We start from the raw sequence: 14045 nt of genomic DNA on the forward strand, positions 1-14045 counted from the left end.
GTCAGGTTGAGCGCAGTCGAAACCCATATAAAATAGAGTTCAATTAACCTCATTACTCTAACTTGTCTGACCTGATTTTTATTTTTTAGACTCCAATATTTGTTTTAAATCATTTAGACCTTCTTCAAAATCCTTTCCAACGGTTTTATCCATATCAAAAAACAAGAAGAAAATATTTGAAGGCGGCTTATTAACACCTGAAAATCCCCAAGTGACCTTTGTGGTGTTTACATCTACGGATTTAACACCAAGATATGCATCGGATTGCGACTTCCAAGGCTTAAAAAAGCGTAGCTGGCTTTCTATAAGTTCATTTTCAACAATTCGTTTTATTTCCTGTTCTCCCGTGGCTACTTCTTTATTTCCTTCCCATTTAGAAATAAAACCGACCTCACCATCAGTCCCTATAAATTCCTGTGTCATATTCGGGTCCTTCTTCTTCCAGGGAGACCAATCATTTTGATTTTTAGTGAATTTTACATAATTGAATACTTCCGATATTGGTCTGTTAATTGTTACACTGCGGCTTACGCTATAGGTTTTGGGAGCGACTAATGCCAATATTATTATAAGCGCAATAATGGCAAGGACGACGTAAAGAACAATCATCATAATCTTTTGGTTTTAGTTAGTTCTTAAAGTTACGAAAATTAGCGTTGTGAATGGTATCGTTCTACGATGGAGTCGTAATTTTTAATGGTCTTTTTAATCCAGTCGAATCGTTTTTCAATCCATTCCTTTTCAGTCAATTTCCAATCGATTTCCGATTTACGCAATTTTGAAGTCACATGCTGTAGAATAATTGCAGCAGATACAGAAATATTAAGACTCTCTGTAAAACCAACCATGGGAATCTTTAGGAAGCAGTCTGCCTCGTCCAAAACGTGTTGCGAAAGCCCTTCGGTTTCCCTTCCGAAGAAAAAACAAGATTTTTGGGAAATATCAAAATCAATAAGATCACAATCTTCAGCATGTGGACTTGTCGCTACAATTTGATAACCTTTGGATTTTAAATCTTCTATACAGGATTTTGTGGAGTGATATCGGTTTAGATCCACCCATTTTTGGGCTCCCATAGCAATCTCCCTATCAATACGTTTTGAGTTGACCTCCTCTATAACATTAACCTCCTGTATGCCAAACACGTCACAAGAACGAATTACAGCACTTGTATTATGCAATTGATAGACATCTTCTGTTGCTACAGTAAAATGTTTGGTGCGCTGTGCTAAAACCTTTTGAAACCGTTGTTTTCTGTGCTCAGTGAGATAGGACTCTAAGTGATTGAGAAGTTTTAAATCTGACATAGGATAAAAATAAAAAAACCTAGCCGTAAAGCTAGGTTTAATATAAAATATTGAAATGTATTATTCATTAATACCAATATCTCCTTGAGCAACTAAGGTGGCTAAATTAGCTGCGTTAAAATGTACATTGATATAGCCATCAACTGTTAAAACATCATCGTAGCCAAATGCAGTGTCATCATCTAAGGCAGATACATTGGTTTTACTAACACCAGTTGTACCATCTACAGAATTAAAAGTAAATAAAATTGCTCCAGGTGCAGTAGCAACACTACCAGCATGTATATGTGCTGGGTGCATTTCACCATCCACACTATTAATTATATCGAGAGTTGCTAAAGCTTCACCATTAACACGCTCTTCAAAGGTTGCAGTACCAGAAGCTGTAGGTACATCCACTGAATTTAGTACGTAGACCTTAGATTCTCCTGTCAATTCATTCTGTCCAATATCACCTTGGGCAACTAGCGTTCCTAAGTCACTTGAACTTAAATGCACGTTAATGTAACCATCGTAGTCTAAAATATCCACATAAGCAATAGCATCTACATTGGTTTTGCTCATACCTGTGGTTCCATCAATAGAATTAAACGTAAATACTATATCACCACCTTCAGCAGCTGTATTAGCATGTATATGCGCTGGATGCATAGCTCCATCTGTAGTATTTTCTAAATCGATGGTAGCTAAAGATTCACCGTTAACTCGCTCCTGAAACGTAGCCGTACCAGAAATCGCAGGATCATCTACCGAGTCTAGTGCATATACCTTAGACTCTCCTGTCAATTCATTCTCACCAATGTCACCTTGCGCCACTAGTGTTCCTAAATCACTGGCACTTAAGTGTACATTAATGTAGCCATCAAAATTTATTAATTGATCATAGGTAATCGGATTACCATCATCTAATTCGCTAACAATAACCGTACTAAATCCAGTAGAACCATCAACAGTACCTAAGGTTACGGCGATATCACCACCTTCTGCAGCAGTATTAAAATGAATATGAGCAGGATGCATTCCACCACTTGGTGTTCCTACAAGCTCTAACTCAACGGTCGTAGAATTATTACTATTTTCTATAAATCTGGCTGTTCCAAAAATATTAGGGTCATCTACGGACACTAATGCGTAAGTTTTGGAATTGCCTGTCGGACCAATAACATTTCCGTCATCATCTAGACTACAACTTGTAAAGCCTAATGTGATAAAAAATATTATTGTAAATTTTAAAATGTTTTTCATAAGTATAATTGTTTTTGAGATTTAGTCTAAACTTATATTAAAATCAAAGATTAACTTTGCTATAAAGGAATCTATTTTAACTCATTTAATGACATTATGAGCCAACACGAAAAAAAACACATCGTTGTATTGACAGGAGCTGGTATGAGTGCCGAAAGTGGTGTTAAAACCTTTAGGGACCATGATGGCCTTTGGGAAGGACATGATGTTATGCAAGTAGCTTCACCTGAAGGGTTTAGAAAAAACCCTGAATTGGTTTTAGATTTTTATAATCAAAGAAGACGACAGCTAAAAGAAGTAAAACCCAACCAAGCACATAGAGATTTAGCTGCGCTAGAAAAAGATTACAAGGTGACCATTATTACGCAAAATGTAGATGATCTGCACGAACGTGCTGGAAGTACTGATGTGGTGCATTTACACGGTGAATTACTGAAAATAAGAAGTACTGGCAACCCTAACGATATTAAAACTTGGACTGAAGATATTAATCTTGGTGATCTTTGTAATGAAGGCTATCAATTACGCCCTCATATTGTTTGGTTTGGCGAAGATGTACCTATGATCGAAACTGCCGTTAAAATTTGCTACGCTGCTGATATTCTTATTATTATAGGTACAAGTATGCAAGTGTATCCTGCTGCTAGTTTAATTAATTATGTACAACCAGACACTGTCATTTATTATATAGATCCTAGACCAGCTATAAGTAATGATGGTAATGTGAATGTTATAGCTAAATCTGCCACAGAAGGCATGAAAGATTTATTAACCATTTTAAAAACCGATACGATATGAAAACGAATCAACTTTATACAATCCTCTTTTTGTTGTCTTTGTACTGTTGCCAAAACAGCAAAAAAACAAATACTACAATAAGTGAAACAGATTGTATTGAATCTGTTTTAGCAAAGGATAGTGAACTTGGTAAAACCAGAAACCATGAGTGTGAAACAACGACTTTGCACAAGACCATTGAAAATTACACTAAAGCCATGCAAAATCTTAATTTTGAAGGTTGTCCAGAGGCATTCAGTACGGCTTTTGAAGGTCACATTTCTGCTTGGGACCGTATGGGTGAATTTACAAAAGCATATTCTGATTTAAGAGGGGAAATGCACGTATTGTTTGATAGTATTGAAAAAACCAAAGATAGTACGCAATTTAAATCGTTGTTAAAAGACATTTGGGACACTTGGGCAGATGTTGAAGCGGCAAAACCTAATTCTAAATATGAATTATTAAGCAATTAATCAATATTGAAATCAAAAAGCCCATTAAATTAATCATCTGTACTCAATTTAAAAAAGTCATTTACAGGCTTACCAAAAACCTCTGATAATTTTAAAGCCAAAACTGTAGAAGGCACATAACGATTGGCTTCAATGGAATTAATGGTTTGGCGTGATACACCAATTTTTTTCGCCAAATCATCTTGTGTTAAATCTAAAATAGCGCGTTCTACTTTTATAGTATTTTCCATTATCTGTTACGCTTTAAAATTTCAAAAAACATAATTTGGATAATTAGCATAAAAGACAAGACCTGAAAGTAGCTAAAACCATTGTTCATAGACGCCTCATAAATAAAATTGTTTACGATATAGTCTGCAACAGGTTGAATTAAACTGTACATAACAGCCATAATAAATGCTAAGGTGTAAGCCTTAAATCGCAATGTTGTAACCATTTCATCTTCTATTTTCTCTTTAGATAAGGTTACGATTAAAAGTCCCACCAGCAACCCTTTTCGCAAAACATCCTTGAGCCATAAGGGCTCATTATCTATAAATTTTAAAGCTATCATAATTCCAAAAATCAGAAGACAAATAATCGTACCTCTTAATTTCCAAACATTTGGTAACTGAAATTCAGACCATTTTTCGATTTTGGTACGCTCACAATCCATTAGTTTCTTTGCATTCATAATTGACAAATATATTTTCTATTAAGTAAAATTATTTTTACTATATGACAAATATACTTTACATTATTGGGTTTTGCAAATGGTTTTATTGAAACTTGACTTTGTGAAAGTTTTCTGTTAACTTCGTTAACGCTTGATAAAAAACATTGAAACGATTTTTTATCAGAGACATTGGCATTAATAATGGAGACAGTAACAATAGGATACATAGTAATTGGAATTTTGGTAGTTGCTCTTTTGCTTCAGCGGAAACGAATTGACAAAAATGCGGAATATGACTCTTATGCTGACGAAAAAAATGAGTGGTCAATACTGACATCATTTGCTGAATTTAAGATTATGAGTAAATACGCTGGAGAATTCCCTCACGGACCATCATTTATCCATATTAAAACTGAACCCAAAAATATACTTGACAAACATTTTTTTGGTGATTGGTTTTACAGAACTGAAAATGGTGTGTATTTACAAAAATGGAATTCTAATCCACTGAAAGGAAAAAATTTGACAAACTCGAATAGTGACTTGATTTTTATAAATCAAAAGAATCAATCTCAAAACACTGTGAAATCTGAAATTAAAGCTTTATGGTTTGATATGGAAAAAAATGACAAAAACGAACTGATTTTGATACTCAATAATGTAACTTCATCAGAAAAAGTAAAAATTACTAATGCCAACAATGTATAACCGCAATTACGGCGGATTCGACTACGTCCGAATCCACTCGGAATTGCTAAAGTCTGTGCTAAACCGAAAATTAACGCATATTAACCCGTAACTGACGGTTATACGAGACCGTTAACGAAACTCAAAAATCACTTACTTTTTTCTTCTATCCACTTGCTCAAATACTTAGTACTTTGCAAGGTTTGATGTTGCAACAAATTCCCAATAAAGTTATTTTGGCGATGGCTTTTTAGATTTTTTATAAGTTCATCTATTCTATTTTCAAAACCAGATTCAAAATCTGTTTTATTAAAACGCTCGTTAATTACTTTAAAACCATTTTGTTGCTTGTTTTGCCAAACTTCAGATTCATTGTATAACGTAATAGCTTTTTCAGCAAATGCTTTAGCATCATTTTCTATAAATCCATTTGCTTCCAATTCGCCAAACATACCTTCTGCTGCAATACTAGACATAACACATGGTGTACCATTTTGCATAGCATCAACGAGTTTACCTTTGAGTCCTGCTCCAAAACGCAATGGTGCTAAACACACATTAGCCTTTTGCATCACTTCATTGACATCTTCGGCAAATCCTTTAATTAAAAAGCCTTGTTTTTCATTATGTAGTTGTGATACTTTTTGGGGTTCGTAAGCGCCATAAATATGCAATTCTGCTTTTGGTAGTTCTCTTCTTATCAATGGCCAGATAGTTTGCTTTAGATGTAAAACCGCATCATAATTAGGTGGATGCAAAAAATTACCAATGGTGATGAAGTGTTGTCGATCTTTAAAAGTTGGTAGTTCTTTTATTTCATCTTCGGAAATTGGTTGTAATAAAAACGGTAAATAATAGAGCAAATCTCTATCTATTTTAAACTGTTTCGTCAGAATTTCGATTTCAGCCTCAGAAATCATTAAGCTTAAGTCACATCGGTAGATACTGGCAATTTCACGTTTGGTAGTATCGTTTTGCAAATGTTCAACAGGCACTTCCACTCCATCCTTTAAAGCCAATTCCCTAGCTTTTCTTAAGCCGTGAAAGTCTTCCGTATCTAAAATTCGTAGTGCATTTGGGCAATACTCTGCCACGCGCCAGCCATACTGTTCCTCAGTCATAAAGCGGTCAAACACCACAACCTCTGGATTCAACTCTGTAATAAATATATCAAAAGACGAATCATTTAATATAATAGCTCGAGTTTTAACACCAATAACCGAAAGATTAAATGTGTTTTGAGATGGTTTTGCCGCAGAAGCAAATGTAATGTCAAAACCTTGCTTTTGAAACTGCTCTATAAGCTGCAACATCCGACTTCCTGCAGCAGAACTGTTGGGCTCTGGCCAGACAAAACCAATAATTAAAAGGTTGCTATTTGACATAACAACCTTTTAAATTAAGATGTATAGTGTATAAATATTTAGATTTAGAATACATTATGTGTTTTCTAATCCTTTAAATAAACAAAACGCTCGAGACGCTTAAGCTCTTTATCATCTACGTATTTCCCGATTTCTTTTCTAAATTGGTCCAGGTTTTTGTAAGGTCTGTATTCCTCAAATTCGTGCGCCATACGATTGCCAACACCTGGCAGTGCCTTAATATCTTCTTCTGAAGCCGTATTTAGTTCTACAGGAACGAACACATAGTTTAAATAGCGTTCTACTTCCTCATCATCTACGTACTTACCAATTTCTCTCTTAAACTGCTTTATGCTAACGTATGGCCTGTACTCTTCAAACTCATGCGCCATTTTATCTCCAACACCAGGAATCATCTTAAAATCAGCCTCAGCAGTTGTATTTAGATTAAAGGGAACGAACATTTTTTTATAAAGTTCTTCTTTATTTTCACCTTCAAGCATGGCATCCAAATCTTTCATATCAATAAAAGGTCTTTTTTCTAAAATTTGAGAAACGATTTCTGAAGATAGTCCTAATCCCTTCAAATCGGCTTCGGTAGCATGATTTGCATTTAAAACTGTACTAGTTTCAGCTTCAGTCTCTTTTGTCATTTCTTTTTCCGTCGTTTCTGCTGAATTGTTCATTTCTTGTTTTTCTTCATTCGAATTTTTACAAGATGTTAGGCTTAGGCCTATTAAAGCGCATACTACGAGTAACTTTGTTATATTTTTCATTGTTCTTGATTTATAAGTATTAAATATGAATATCCAATTAATGCTAAAACTACCATACTAAAAGGTGCCAATGCTGGTAATGCACCAGACAAACTCTCTATAAACAGATCCCAATTCTTTGCTGTAGGCTTCATATCATGCTCAAACTCAAAATTGGCATCCAGGTGCAAATAAAAACCATAAATACCACTAAGTGCAGTAATTAAAAGAAGCCATTTAAAAAAGTTCTTTATCCATCTAGTTCTATAAAAAATTAGAAGAATTACAGTTAAACTAATTAAGCCAGTGCAAAGTATTGGAATAAGTTGTGAAAGACTTTCATAATGATCCAAAAGATACAATTCTAATACGGTACCTATAACCATTAAAATAAAAGCAGATAAAATAACTTTCTTTAAGCTCAATTGATGTTTAGTATCTAATTTTATTAGTATGATGTTGCAAAATTACACACGAATGAGTGGAAATAAAAATTATTTAGATAAATTCTAAATAAAATTAATTCATTTTTATCCGAAACTATTTTTTAGCGGTAAAATTGATAAATTTATACTTCGGAGCTAATCAAAATTAAACTAAAAAGTTTTTTCTATTTTGACGAAAGACCAACTTTACCAGGAATTAAATTACGTGAATCATTCGCGCGAAAAGCGCTTGCACTATGCAAATCTAGTTATTGCCAATCCGGAACTAGTAAAACCACTCATAGAAATTCTTTTTGAAGTTGATGATAAAATTTCGTGCAGAGCCGCCTGGGTTTTTGAATTTATGTGCGGCGAAAAACTAGAAGCCATTATTCCACATCTCAATTTATTTACGGAAAATATTGCGAAAGTACATTTAGATTCTGCCGTTAGACCAGTAGCCAAAGTTTGTGAATATCTTATCAAAGATTACTACTCAAAGCATGATAATAAAATTAAATCTGCACTTACTGAACAACACAAAGAGAAAATTGTTGAAGCCTGTTTTGATTGGATGATCAATGACGAAAAAATTGCGCCCAAAGCCTATTCCATGAACTCTTTGTATCTACTCGGTAATGAATATGATTGGATTCATCCAGAATTAGCAATGATTTTAGAACGCGACTTTCAGATGCAGAGCTCAGGATTTAAAGCAAGAGCAAGACATATCCTAAAAAAAATAAAACCCAAAAACTAAATACCAAATTACAAAAACTTATGACTCCACGCTTCGTGCTTCTAGCTAACTTTGCTATCTTTGACGCTTCAAAAAACCAACTCAAATGGCACTTACGGCACTTAGCGCAATTTCACCAATAGATGGCAGATATAGATCTAAAGTAGAAGCTTTAGGCAACTATTTTTCTGAAGAAGCATTGATTAAATATCGGGTTTTAGTAGAGATTGAATATTTTATCGCTTTGTGCGAATTGCCGCTTCCTCAATTAGCGTCTGTTTCGCATTCTGTTTTTGATGACTTAAGGGCTATTTATAGGAATTTTACACCTGTTGATGCTTCGGCCATAAAAGAGATTGAAAAGGTTACCAATCATGATGTAAAGGCGGTTGAATACTTTATAAAAGAGAAATTTGATGCCTTGGATTTAGCGGATTACAAAGAGTTTATCCACTTCGGGTTAACATCACAAGACATTAATAACACAGCTATTCCTCTAAGCATTAAGGAAGCTATGAATGATGTCTATGTTCCGGAATACCATACATTATTAGAGAAAATTGAAGCGTTAGCCAAAGAATGGTCAGATATACCAATGTTGGCAAGAACACATGGGCAACCAGCGTCACCAACACGATTGGGTAAGGAAATAGAGGTTTTTGCAGTTCGTTTAAAAGAGCAATTTAATTTATTGAATGATGTACCAAGTGCTGCCAAATTTGGTGGTGCAACCGGAAATTTCAACGCGCACAAAGTAGCCTACCCAAATATTGATTGGAAAGCGTTCGGAACAAAATTCGTTCAGGAGAAATTAGGTTTACAGCATTCGTTCCCAACGACTCAAATTGAACATTACGATCATGCAGCAGCTTTATTTGATGCCTTAAAGCGCATCAATACCATCATCATAGATTTAGATAGAGACATTTGGACCTACGTATCCATGGATTACTTTAAACAAAAAATCAAAAAAGGCGAAGTGGGCAGTTCTGCTATGCCTCATAAAGTAAATCCAATAGATTTTGAAAATAGTGAAGGGAACTTAGGTATTGCCAATGCTATTTTTGAGCATTTATCAGCAAAATTACCGATATCGAGATTACAGCGCGACCTCACTGACAGTACAGTATTAAGAAACGTAGGTGTACCTTTTGGCCATACCCTTATTGGTTTTAAATCCACTTTAAAAGGTTTAGGTAAGTTATTGTTGAACGAGGCTAAATTTGCACAAGATCTTGAAAACAACTGGGCTGTTGTGGCTGAAGCGATTCAAACAATATTAAGGCGTGAAGGTTATCCAAATCCTTATGAAGCGTTAAAAGGGTTGACGAGAACCAATGAAGCCATTACACAAAAATCCATTTCAAATTTTATTGATACATTAGAGGTTTCGGATGCCATTAAATCTGAACTCAAGAGAATTACACCAAGTAATTATACGGGTATATGAAGTTATTTCCAATAAATAGAAATTCCATAGCGCTTTGCATCGTTGCTTTTGTTAGCATTGGTTTTTTTGTAGCTGGCTTATTTGATGTTCTAGATTATTTTATAATGAAAGCCTTATTATTTACAGGTTTTGCGGTTTTGCTAGTTATTGCACTCATCCATGCCCTTAAGAATAATGATAAAAAAAATCGTCCTGAAGAAATTCCCCAAGACGATTCGCATTAACATTTTAAATAAATATTGTCAGTTTATTTAAAAAAGTCTTTTATTCCATTTAAGTTACTGTCATCAAAGTTCATGTCTTTCAATACGGATTGCAAGGACATTAACTTACCAGCATTCATATCATCACCTAAAACTCTTGCTACGACAAAACCTTTATCATTTGCATTTCCAAAGACAATAAGTTCATCTATATTCTCTACATCACCTATAAACTTCACCATAAACTTACCATCCTTAGTGTTACCACCTCGCATCAGTTCCTGATATTTTGAGTCCTTCAAAATAGCTTTAACTTTTTCTAGCTCCACTTTATACTCCTCCTTATTATCTTCTCCAAGGGTAAAAGCTAAAATATTAAGTTTGTCAACAGACTCATAAGCTTCTTTTTGCTCATCTGTAAGTTCTACTTTTTCAACATCGATAAAACTTGCAGGTATGTCACCAGATATAAAACCTGGTTTTAGCTCATTATCCACAAAATAGGTTTGCAATGTTGGCCCTTGGTTGCAGCTTGTAAAAGCCACAGCCAAAAGCAACACTACCATTGATTTTTTGATTGATTGTATCATGATCTTATTAGTCATTCTTTTCGCCAGCTTTCTTTAACTGCTCTCCACCTGGAAAATCCATTTGATTTGTGATTTTTGAAATCTGTCTCAAATCTATATCACCAGTTAAGGTCATAATTACAGTTTCAAACTCACGCTTTTCGCCATTGATTTCTATATTCTCACCTTTAGTCATTTCCTTAAGACCAGAAATAAACATCAATAATTCCTTTACATGGTTTTCATCCTTACCTTCTTTTACGTAAAACTTAACGGTTTGTTCACCATCCTTAATACGCATTAACTCTTCTAAGTCAGATGATTTTAAATACTTATCTACGGTAGCCTTCATATCTGCTGAGATACTTTCGTCTCCTGTAGTAAACACTTTAAATCCTGTAATGCTTGCTGCCATCTCAGCATATTCCTTCATTTCTGGGTCATCCATATCTATACCCATAGTCGCTAACATTTTGAACATTTTCTGATTTAAGATAACCGAAGTTACACCTTCTAAATCTTCAAATCTGTCAAAAACACTCTGACTGAATGAAGTCATTGATGTAAGCATTACTGCGATGATTAAAATTGCTTTTTTCATGATTTCCTGTTTTTAATTTTTAATAATTAATTCTTTAATAATTTGTTTGTTGTTTCACTAAATTCTGCAATGTGGCTCGCTTTATTTAAGCCTACATTAAAGTTTTCAGAAGCTAAGTCTAGTGCATTGATACTCGAGGTTCCATCACTGAAATTATCCGAGAGCATCGCTAAAGCCGCTTTAGTTTCTAAATACATTTGTTGTTCCTCTGGCGGATAATCTGCCAAAGTTTTTGGTCCGCTATCCCAAACTCGCGGAACAATAAAACCAAGCATTAGAACGGCAACTGCTGCGACAGAAATCCATTGATACAATTTTGTTCTCTTAGGTTTTAATGGAACGTCTTTCGTGTACTGCTCTTGTTGCGATTGCGAAAAATATAGGAACATTGGTTTATAATGTTCTAAATGTGGTGCTACATCATCACTCTCAAAATAAGCTCTAAGTTGTGCTTCTTCTGCTAACGATGTCTCAGCATTGTTATACTTTTCTAATAGTTTTTCTATATTATTTAATACCATATTGATGTGTATTAGTTAATTTTTCTCTTATTGTTTTACGTGCCCTAGATAAATTTACTCGTACTGCTGTTTCGTTCATTTCTAGCATTTCGGCTATCTCTGCATAGTCGTACTGTTCTATATCTCTTAACTGCACTATTATTTTTTGTTGTTCTGGAAGGTCTTCCATTATCTTAGAAACCCAATCCACGCTATCTCTAGCCTCTACTTGTTTTTGTAATGACGAGTCGTTATTAGTATAATTACTGTGAACGATTTTTAAATTTTGTGCCTGTTTGGATTTTAACCGATCTAAACAAAAATTCTTTGTCATTGTCATTGAGAAGGCTTCTACATTTTTGTATTCGCTTATCTTCTCTTTATTTCTCCATAATTTTAAAAGTATTTCTTGCGTAGCGTCCTCGGCTTCTTCACGAGAAACCAGTAAACGTTTTGCCAAACGGAATACCTTATCCTTAAATGGCATCACTAAGCTTACAAAATCTGCCTGCTTCATTACTTTTTTGATTGGTGGTTGAATACAATTTTACTTGCCTTCATAACTACGACGATACACATTACAATTTGTTACACGTTGAAGATATATAATCTTTTTCTTTTACCTACGAACTCGCATTTTGCACCATAAACTCACCATTTTTAGTTTCCATAACTCGTGCTATGCAACCAAAAAAATGCTTTCGTTACGGCACAAAAGCCTTCATTCTCGGTCACAAACAAAAAGAATAAATATCTTCAGTTTTTTTATTTATAATAATGTAAGTAAATTTAGAGTTTTACAGACAGATGTAAAAAACGCTATAAAAAAAGAAAATGATGAAAAAGTTTAGTCTTATTGCACTACTGTGCGCCTTTACCTTTGTTTTAACAGGCTGTTTTGAAGATTTAGATGATAACGCCATTGCAAATTCGGACATCAATGATTTTGTCTGGAAAGGAATGAATGCTTATTATCTGTATAATTCACCCAATCAAGTACCCGACTTATCCAACGATAGATTTGGCATTAACGGTATTGATGATAGATACGAGAAAACCGAAGAATACTCAGAATATCTTAATGGTTTTGCCACTCCAGAAGATCTCTTTGAGACTTTAATATTTGAACCTCTAGATCCTTTCTCTGTTATTGTACCAAATTATTTAGATATTATAAATGCCCAACAAGGCACAACGCTTAGTAATGGGATAGAATTTAGATTGTATTTGGTCCCTGGAAGTCAGACTGAAGTGTTTGGTGCGATAACATTAGTTTTAAACAATAGTGTTGCTGATAATTTAGGCCTGGTAAGAGGTCAGGTTTTTAGAGCTGTGGATGGAACAGATCTTACGACATCAAATATTAATACACTATTAGGGCAGGACTCTTATACATTAAATTTTGCTGACTATGATAATAACGGAACTCCGCAAGCAGATGACGACACTATAACTTTAAATGGTGAAAGTACAGACTTAACAAAAGCTGCCTATACAGAAAACCCTGTTCATATTGCTCAAGTCTTAAACCTCACAAATGTTAATGTTGGTTATTTGATGTATAATGGGTTTAGTAGCAATTTTGATAATGAATTAAATGATGCTTTTGGTCAGTTTCAGGCTGCTGGAGTGCAAGAATTGGTTATTGATTTAAGGTACAATGGAGGCGGAAACATACAAACAGCCGTGCATTTGGCAAGTATGGTAACTGGTCAGTTTAATGGACAGGTATTTTCAAAACTATTCTATAATAACAATCAGCAAAGTCAGAATAGAAATTACGAATTTACAAACGCATTGTCAGACAACACGTCGATTAATAGTTTAAATCTGAATAAAGTATATGTATTGACATCATCAAGTTCTGCCTCAGCAAGCGAACTCATCATCAACAGTTTAAGACCTTATATAGAAGTTGTGCATATTGGTGATATGACAGCAGGAAAAACACAAGCCAATCGTCTTGTATTTGACTCGCAAGAGTTTGATGGCAACAATGTTAATGGAAATCATAATTACGCTCTAATTCCGCTCATTGCTAATTCTACAAATGTTAATGATGGTTTAGTACCTACAAACGGGTTAACTCCAGATGTTAACATAGTTGAAACACCAAGTACTTTTGGAACTTTAGGTATGATTTCTGAACCATTATTGGCTGCAGCTATAGCTGACATTACAAATGGAGATCGATCTTTTAATAGAAATATAGATTTTCCTATTCTTGAAGAAATTAGTGCTAAAGAACTAAAGTCTCCAATTGAAAATCTAATGTTTGAAGACTAAAAAAAA

At 34.4% G+C, this 14045-nt stretch carries 19 protein-coding genes; 7 read left to right on the plus strand and 12 right to left on the minus strand.

From position 1 onward, the window contains the following. Positions 1–78: 78 nt before the first annotated feature. The 3 genes from ACQ65V_RS15110 to ACQ65V_RS15120 are packed head-to-tail and all read right to left on the minus strand — an operon-like array spanning position 79 to position 2552. On the minus strand, positions 79–612 hold the full coding sequence (locus ACQ65V_RS15110; protein WP_430468563.1) for an SRPBCC family protein: 534 nt from the start codon (positions 610–612) through the stop codon (positions 79–81). A gap of 38 nt (positions 613–650) precedes the next feature. Further along, entirely contained in the window at positions 651–1307 is a 657-nt protein-coding gene (locus ACQ65V_RS15115) for a TrmH family RNA methyltransferase (RefSeq protein ID WP_430468564.1), read from the minus strand. 60 nt (positions 1308–1367) lie between these two features. Beyond that, positions 1368–2552, minus strand: coding sequence for a hypothetical protein (locus ACQ65V_RS15120; protein WP_430468565.1), 1185 nt, complete (start codon positions 2550–2552; stop codon positions 1368–1370). Between the two features lie 96 nt (positions 2553–2648). Between ACQ65V_RS15120 and ACQ65V_RS15125 the strand changes: the two genes are divergently transcribed. Continuing rightward, on the plus strand, positions 2649–3350 hold the full coding sequence (locus ACQ65V_RS15125) for an SIR2 family NAD-dependent protein deacylase (protein WP_430468566.1): 702 nt from the start codon (positions 2649–2651) through the stop codon (positions 3348–3350). After that, complete coding sequence (locus ACQ65V_RS15130) at positions 3347–3805, plus strand: hypothetical protein (RefSeq protein ID WP_430468567.1); 459 nt, start codon at positions 3347–3349, stop codon at positions 3803–3805. The genes ACQ65V_RS15125 and ACQ65V_RS15130 overlap by 4 nt, the downstream gene beginning before the upstream one ends. Before the next feature lie 29 nt (positions 3806–3834). On the opposite strand, the gene ACQ65V_RS15135 is transcribed toward ACQ65V_RS15130, so the two are convergent. Together ACQ65V_RS15135 and ACQ65V_RS15140 are read right to left on the minus strand one after the other, a co-directional pair. Then, positions 3835–4035, minus strand: a complete 201-nt coding sequence (locus tag ACQ65V_RS15135; protein WP_273289384.1) for a helix-turn-helix transcriptional regulator — start codon at positions 4033–4035, stop codon at positions 3835–3837. Beyond that, on the minus strand, positions 4035–4478 hold the full coding sequence (locus ACQ65V_RS15140) for a hypothetical protein (RefSeq protein WP_430468568.1): 444 nt from the start codon (positions 4476–4478) through the stop codon (positions 4035–4037). The genes ACQ65V_RS15135 and ACQ65V_RS15140 overlap by 1 nt, the downstream gene beginning before the upstream one ends. Positions 4479–4661: 183 nt before the next feature. On the opposite strand from ACQ65V_RS15140, the gene ACQ65V_RS15145 reads away from it, so the two are divergent. Further along, a complete protein-coding gene (locus ACQ65V_RS15145) occupies positions 4662–5168 on the plus strand; it encodes a hypothetical protein (RefSeq protein ID WP_430468569.1) in 507 nt (168 codons plus the stop codon). A gap of 128 nt (positions 5169–5296) precedes the next feature. On the opposite strand, the gene ACQ65V_RS15150 is transcribed toward ACQ65V_RS15145, so the two are convergent. The 3 genes from ACQ65V_RS15150 to ACQ65V_RS15160 all read right to left on the minus strand — a co-directional run bounded on the left by ACQ65V_RS15150 (position 5297) and on the right by ACQ65V_RS15160 (position 7691). Beyond that, a complete protein-coding gene (locus ACQ65V_RS15150) occupies positions 5297–6532 on the minus strand; it encodes a glycosyltransferase family 4 protein (protein ID WP_430468570.1) in 1236 nt (411 codons plus the stop codon). Positions 6533–6597: 65 nt separating this feature from the next. Next, positions 6598–7287 carry a helix-hairpin-helix domain-containing protein gene (locus tag ACQ65V_RS15155; RefSeq protein WP_430468571.1) on the minus strand — a complete coding sequence of 230 codons (690 nt, stop codon included), beginning with the start codon at positions 7285–7287 and terminating at the stop codon, positions 6598–6600. Further along, on the minus strand, positions 7284–7691 hold the full coding sequence (locus ACQ65V_RS15160; protein WP_430468572.1) for a hypothetical protein: 408 nt from the start codon (positions 7689–7691) through the stop codon (positions 7284–7286). The genes ACQ65V_RS15155 and ACQ65V_RS15160 overlap by 4 nt, the downstream gene beginning before the upstream one ends. A 190-nt stretch (positions 7692–7881) precedes the next feature. On the opposite strand from ACQ65V_RS15160, the gene ACQ65V_RS15165 reads away from it, so the two are divergent. The 3 genes from ACQ65V_RS15165 (at position 7882) to ACQ65V_RS15175 (ending at position 10104) form a co-directional block, all read left to right on the plus strand. Next, the gene (locus ACQ65V_RS15165) at positions 7882–8451 is read left to right on the plus strand and encodes an adenylosuccinate lyase (RefSeq protein WP_430468573.1); all 570 of its coding nucleotides are present in this window, start codon (positions 7882–7884) and stop codon (positions 8449–8451) included. An 85-nt stretch (positions 8452–8536) separates the two neighbouring features. Next, the gene (purB, locus tag ACQ65V_RS15170; RefSeq protein ID WP_430468574.1) at positions 8537–9880 is read left to right on the plus strand and encodes an adenylosuccinate lyase; all 1344 of its coding nucleotides are present in this window, start codon (positions 8537–8539) and stop codon (positions 9878–9880) included. Continuing rightward, a complete protein-coding gene (locus tag ACQ65V_RS15175; RefSeq protein ID WP_273289377.1) occupies positions 9877–10104 on the plus strand; it encodes a hypothetical protein in 228 nt (75 codons plus the stop codon). The genes purB and ACQ65V_RS15175 overlap by 4 nt, the downstream gene beginning before the upstream one ends. Before the next feature lie 23 nt (positions 10105–10127). On the opposite strand, the gene ACQ65V_RS15180 is transcribed toward ACQ65V_RS15175, so the two are convergent. From ACQ65V_RS15180 to ACQ65V_RS15195, 4 genes are read right to left on the minus strand one after another with little or no spacing between them, the layout of a single operon-like run. Continuing rightward, positions 10128–10673, minus strand: a complete 546-nt coding sequence (locus ACQ65V_RS15180) for a DUF4252 domain-containing protein (protein WP_430468575.1) — start codon at positions 10671–10673, stop codon at positions 10128–10130. A 7-nt stretch (positions 10674–10680) separates the two neighbouring features. Beyond that, the gene (locus tag ACQ65V_RS15185; RefSeq protein ID WP_430468576.1) at positions 10681–11253 is read right to left on the minus strand and encodes a DUF4252 domain-containing protein; all 573 of its coding nucleotides are present in this window, start codon (positions 11251–11253) and stop codon (positions 10681–10683) included. A 26-nt stretch (positions 11254–11279) separates the two neighbouring features. Continuing rightward, positions 11280–11774, minus strand: a complete 495-nt coding sequence (locus tag ACQ65V_RS15190; protein ID WP_430468577.1) for a hypothetical protein — start codon at positions 11772–11774, stop codon at positions 11280–11282. Further along, positions 11761–12270: an RNA polymerase sigma factor gene (locus ACQ65V_RS15195; protein ID WP_273289373.1), complete on the minus strand. Its 510-nt coding sequence runs from the start codon at positions 12268–12270 to the stop codon at positions 11761–11763. The genes ACQ65V_RS15190 and ACQ65V_RS15195 overlap by 14 nt, the downstream gene beginning before the upstream one ends. 317 nt (positions 12271–12587) lie before the next feature. Between ACQ65V_RS15195 and ACQ65V_RS15200 the strand changes: the two genes are divergently transcribed. After that, on the plus strand, positions 12588–14039 hold the full coding sequence (locus tag ACQ65V_RS15200) for a S41 family peptidase (RefSeq protein WP_430468578.1): 1452 nt from the start codon (positions 12588–12590) through the stop codon (positions 14037–14039). Positions 14040–14045: the final 6 nt, after the last annotated feature.

This window comes from Winogradskyella ouciana, assembly GCF_965284585.1.
GTDB classification, from domain to species: Bacteria; Bacteroidota; Bacteroidia; order Flavobacteriales; family Flavobacteriaceae; genus Winogradskyella; species Winogradskyella ouciana.

What these genes read in the sequence shown, in the direction of transcription:
- ACQ65V_RS15110 (WP_430468563.1), bottom strand. Translation starts at nt 612, where the DNA reads ATGATGATTGTTCTTTACGTCGTCCTTGCCATTATTGCGCTTATAATA.
- ACQ65V_RS15115 (WP_430468564.1), bottom strand. Translation starts at nt 1,307, where the DNA reads ATGTCAGATTTAAAACTTCTCAATCACTTAGAGTCCTATCTCACTGAG.
- ACQ65V_RS15120 (WP_430468565.1), bottom strand. Translation starts at nt 2,552, where the DNA reads ATGAAAAACATTTTAAAATTTACAATAATATTTTTTATCACATTAGGC.
- ACQ65V_RS15125 (WP_430468566.1), top strand. Translation starts at nt 2,649, where the DNA reads ATGAGCCAACACGAAAAAAAACACATCGTTGTATTGACAGGAGCTGGT.
- ACQ65V_RS15130 (WP_430468567.1), top strand. Translation starts at nt 3,347, where the DNA reads ATGAAAACGAATCAACTTTATACAATCCTCTTTTTGTTGTCTTTGTAC.
- ACQ65V_RS15135 (WP_273289384.1), bottom strand. Translation starts at nt 4,035, where the DNA reads ATGGAAAATACTATAAAAGTAGAACGCGCTATTTTAGATTTAACACAA.
- ACQ65V_RS15140 (WP_430468568.1), bottom strand. Translation starts at nt 4,478, where the DNA reads ATGAATGCAAAGAAACTAATGGATTGTGAGCGTACCAAAATCGAAAAA.
- ACQ65V_RS15145 (WP_430468569.1), top strand. Translation starts at nt 4,662, where the DNA reads ATGGAGACAGTAACAATAGGATACATAGTAATTGGAATTTTGGTAGTT.
- ACQ65V_RS15150 (WP_430468570.1), bottom strand. Translation starts at nt 6,532, where the DNA reads ATGTCAAATAGCAACCTTTTAATTATTGGTTTTGTCTGGCCAGAGCCC.
- ACQ65V_RS15155 (WP_430468571.1), bottom strand. Translation starts at nt 7,287, where the DNA reads ATGAAAAATATAACAAAGTTACTCGTAGTATGCGCTTTAATAGGCCTA.
- purB (WP_430468574.1), top strand. Translation starts at nt 8,537, where the DNA reads ATGGCACTTACGGCACTTAGCGCAATTTCACCAATAGATGGCAGATAT.
- ACQ65V_RS15175 (WP_273289377.1), top strand. Translation starts at nt 9,877, where the DNA reads ATGAAGTTATTTCCAATAAATAGAAATTCCATAGCGCTTTGCATCGTT.
- ACQ65V_RS15180 (WP_430468575.1), bottom strand. Translation starts at nt 10,673, where the DNA reads ATGATACAATCAATCAAAAAATCAATGGTAGTGTTGCTTTTGGCTGTG.
- ACQ65V_RS15185 (WP_430468576.1), bottom strand. Translation starts at nt 11,253, where the DNA reads ATGAAAAAAGCAATTTTAATCATCGCAGTAATGCTTACATCAATGACT.
- ACQ65V_RS15190 (WP_430468577.1), bottom strand. Translation starts at nt 11,774, where the DNA reads ATGGTATTAAATAATATAGAAAAACTATTAGAAAAGTATAACAATGCT.
- ACQ65V_RS15195 (WP_273289373.1), bottom strand. Translation starts at nt 12,270, where the DNA reads ATGAAGCAGGCAGATTTTGTAAGCTTAGTGATGCCATTTAAGGATAAG.
- ACQ65V_RS15200 (WP_430468578.1), top strand. Translation starts at nt 12,588, where the DNA reads ATGATGAAAAAGTTTAGTCTTATTGCACTACTGTGCGCCTTTACCTTT.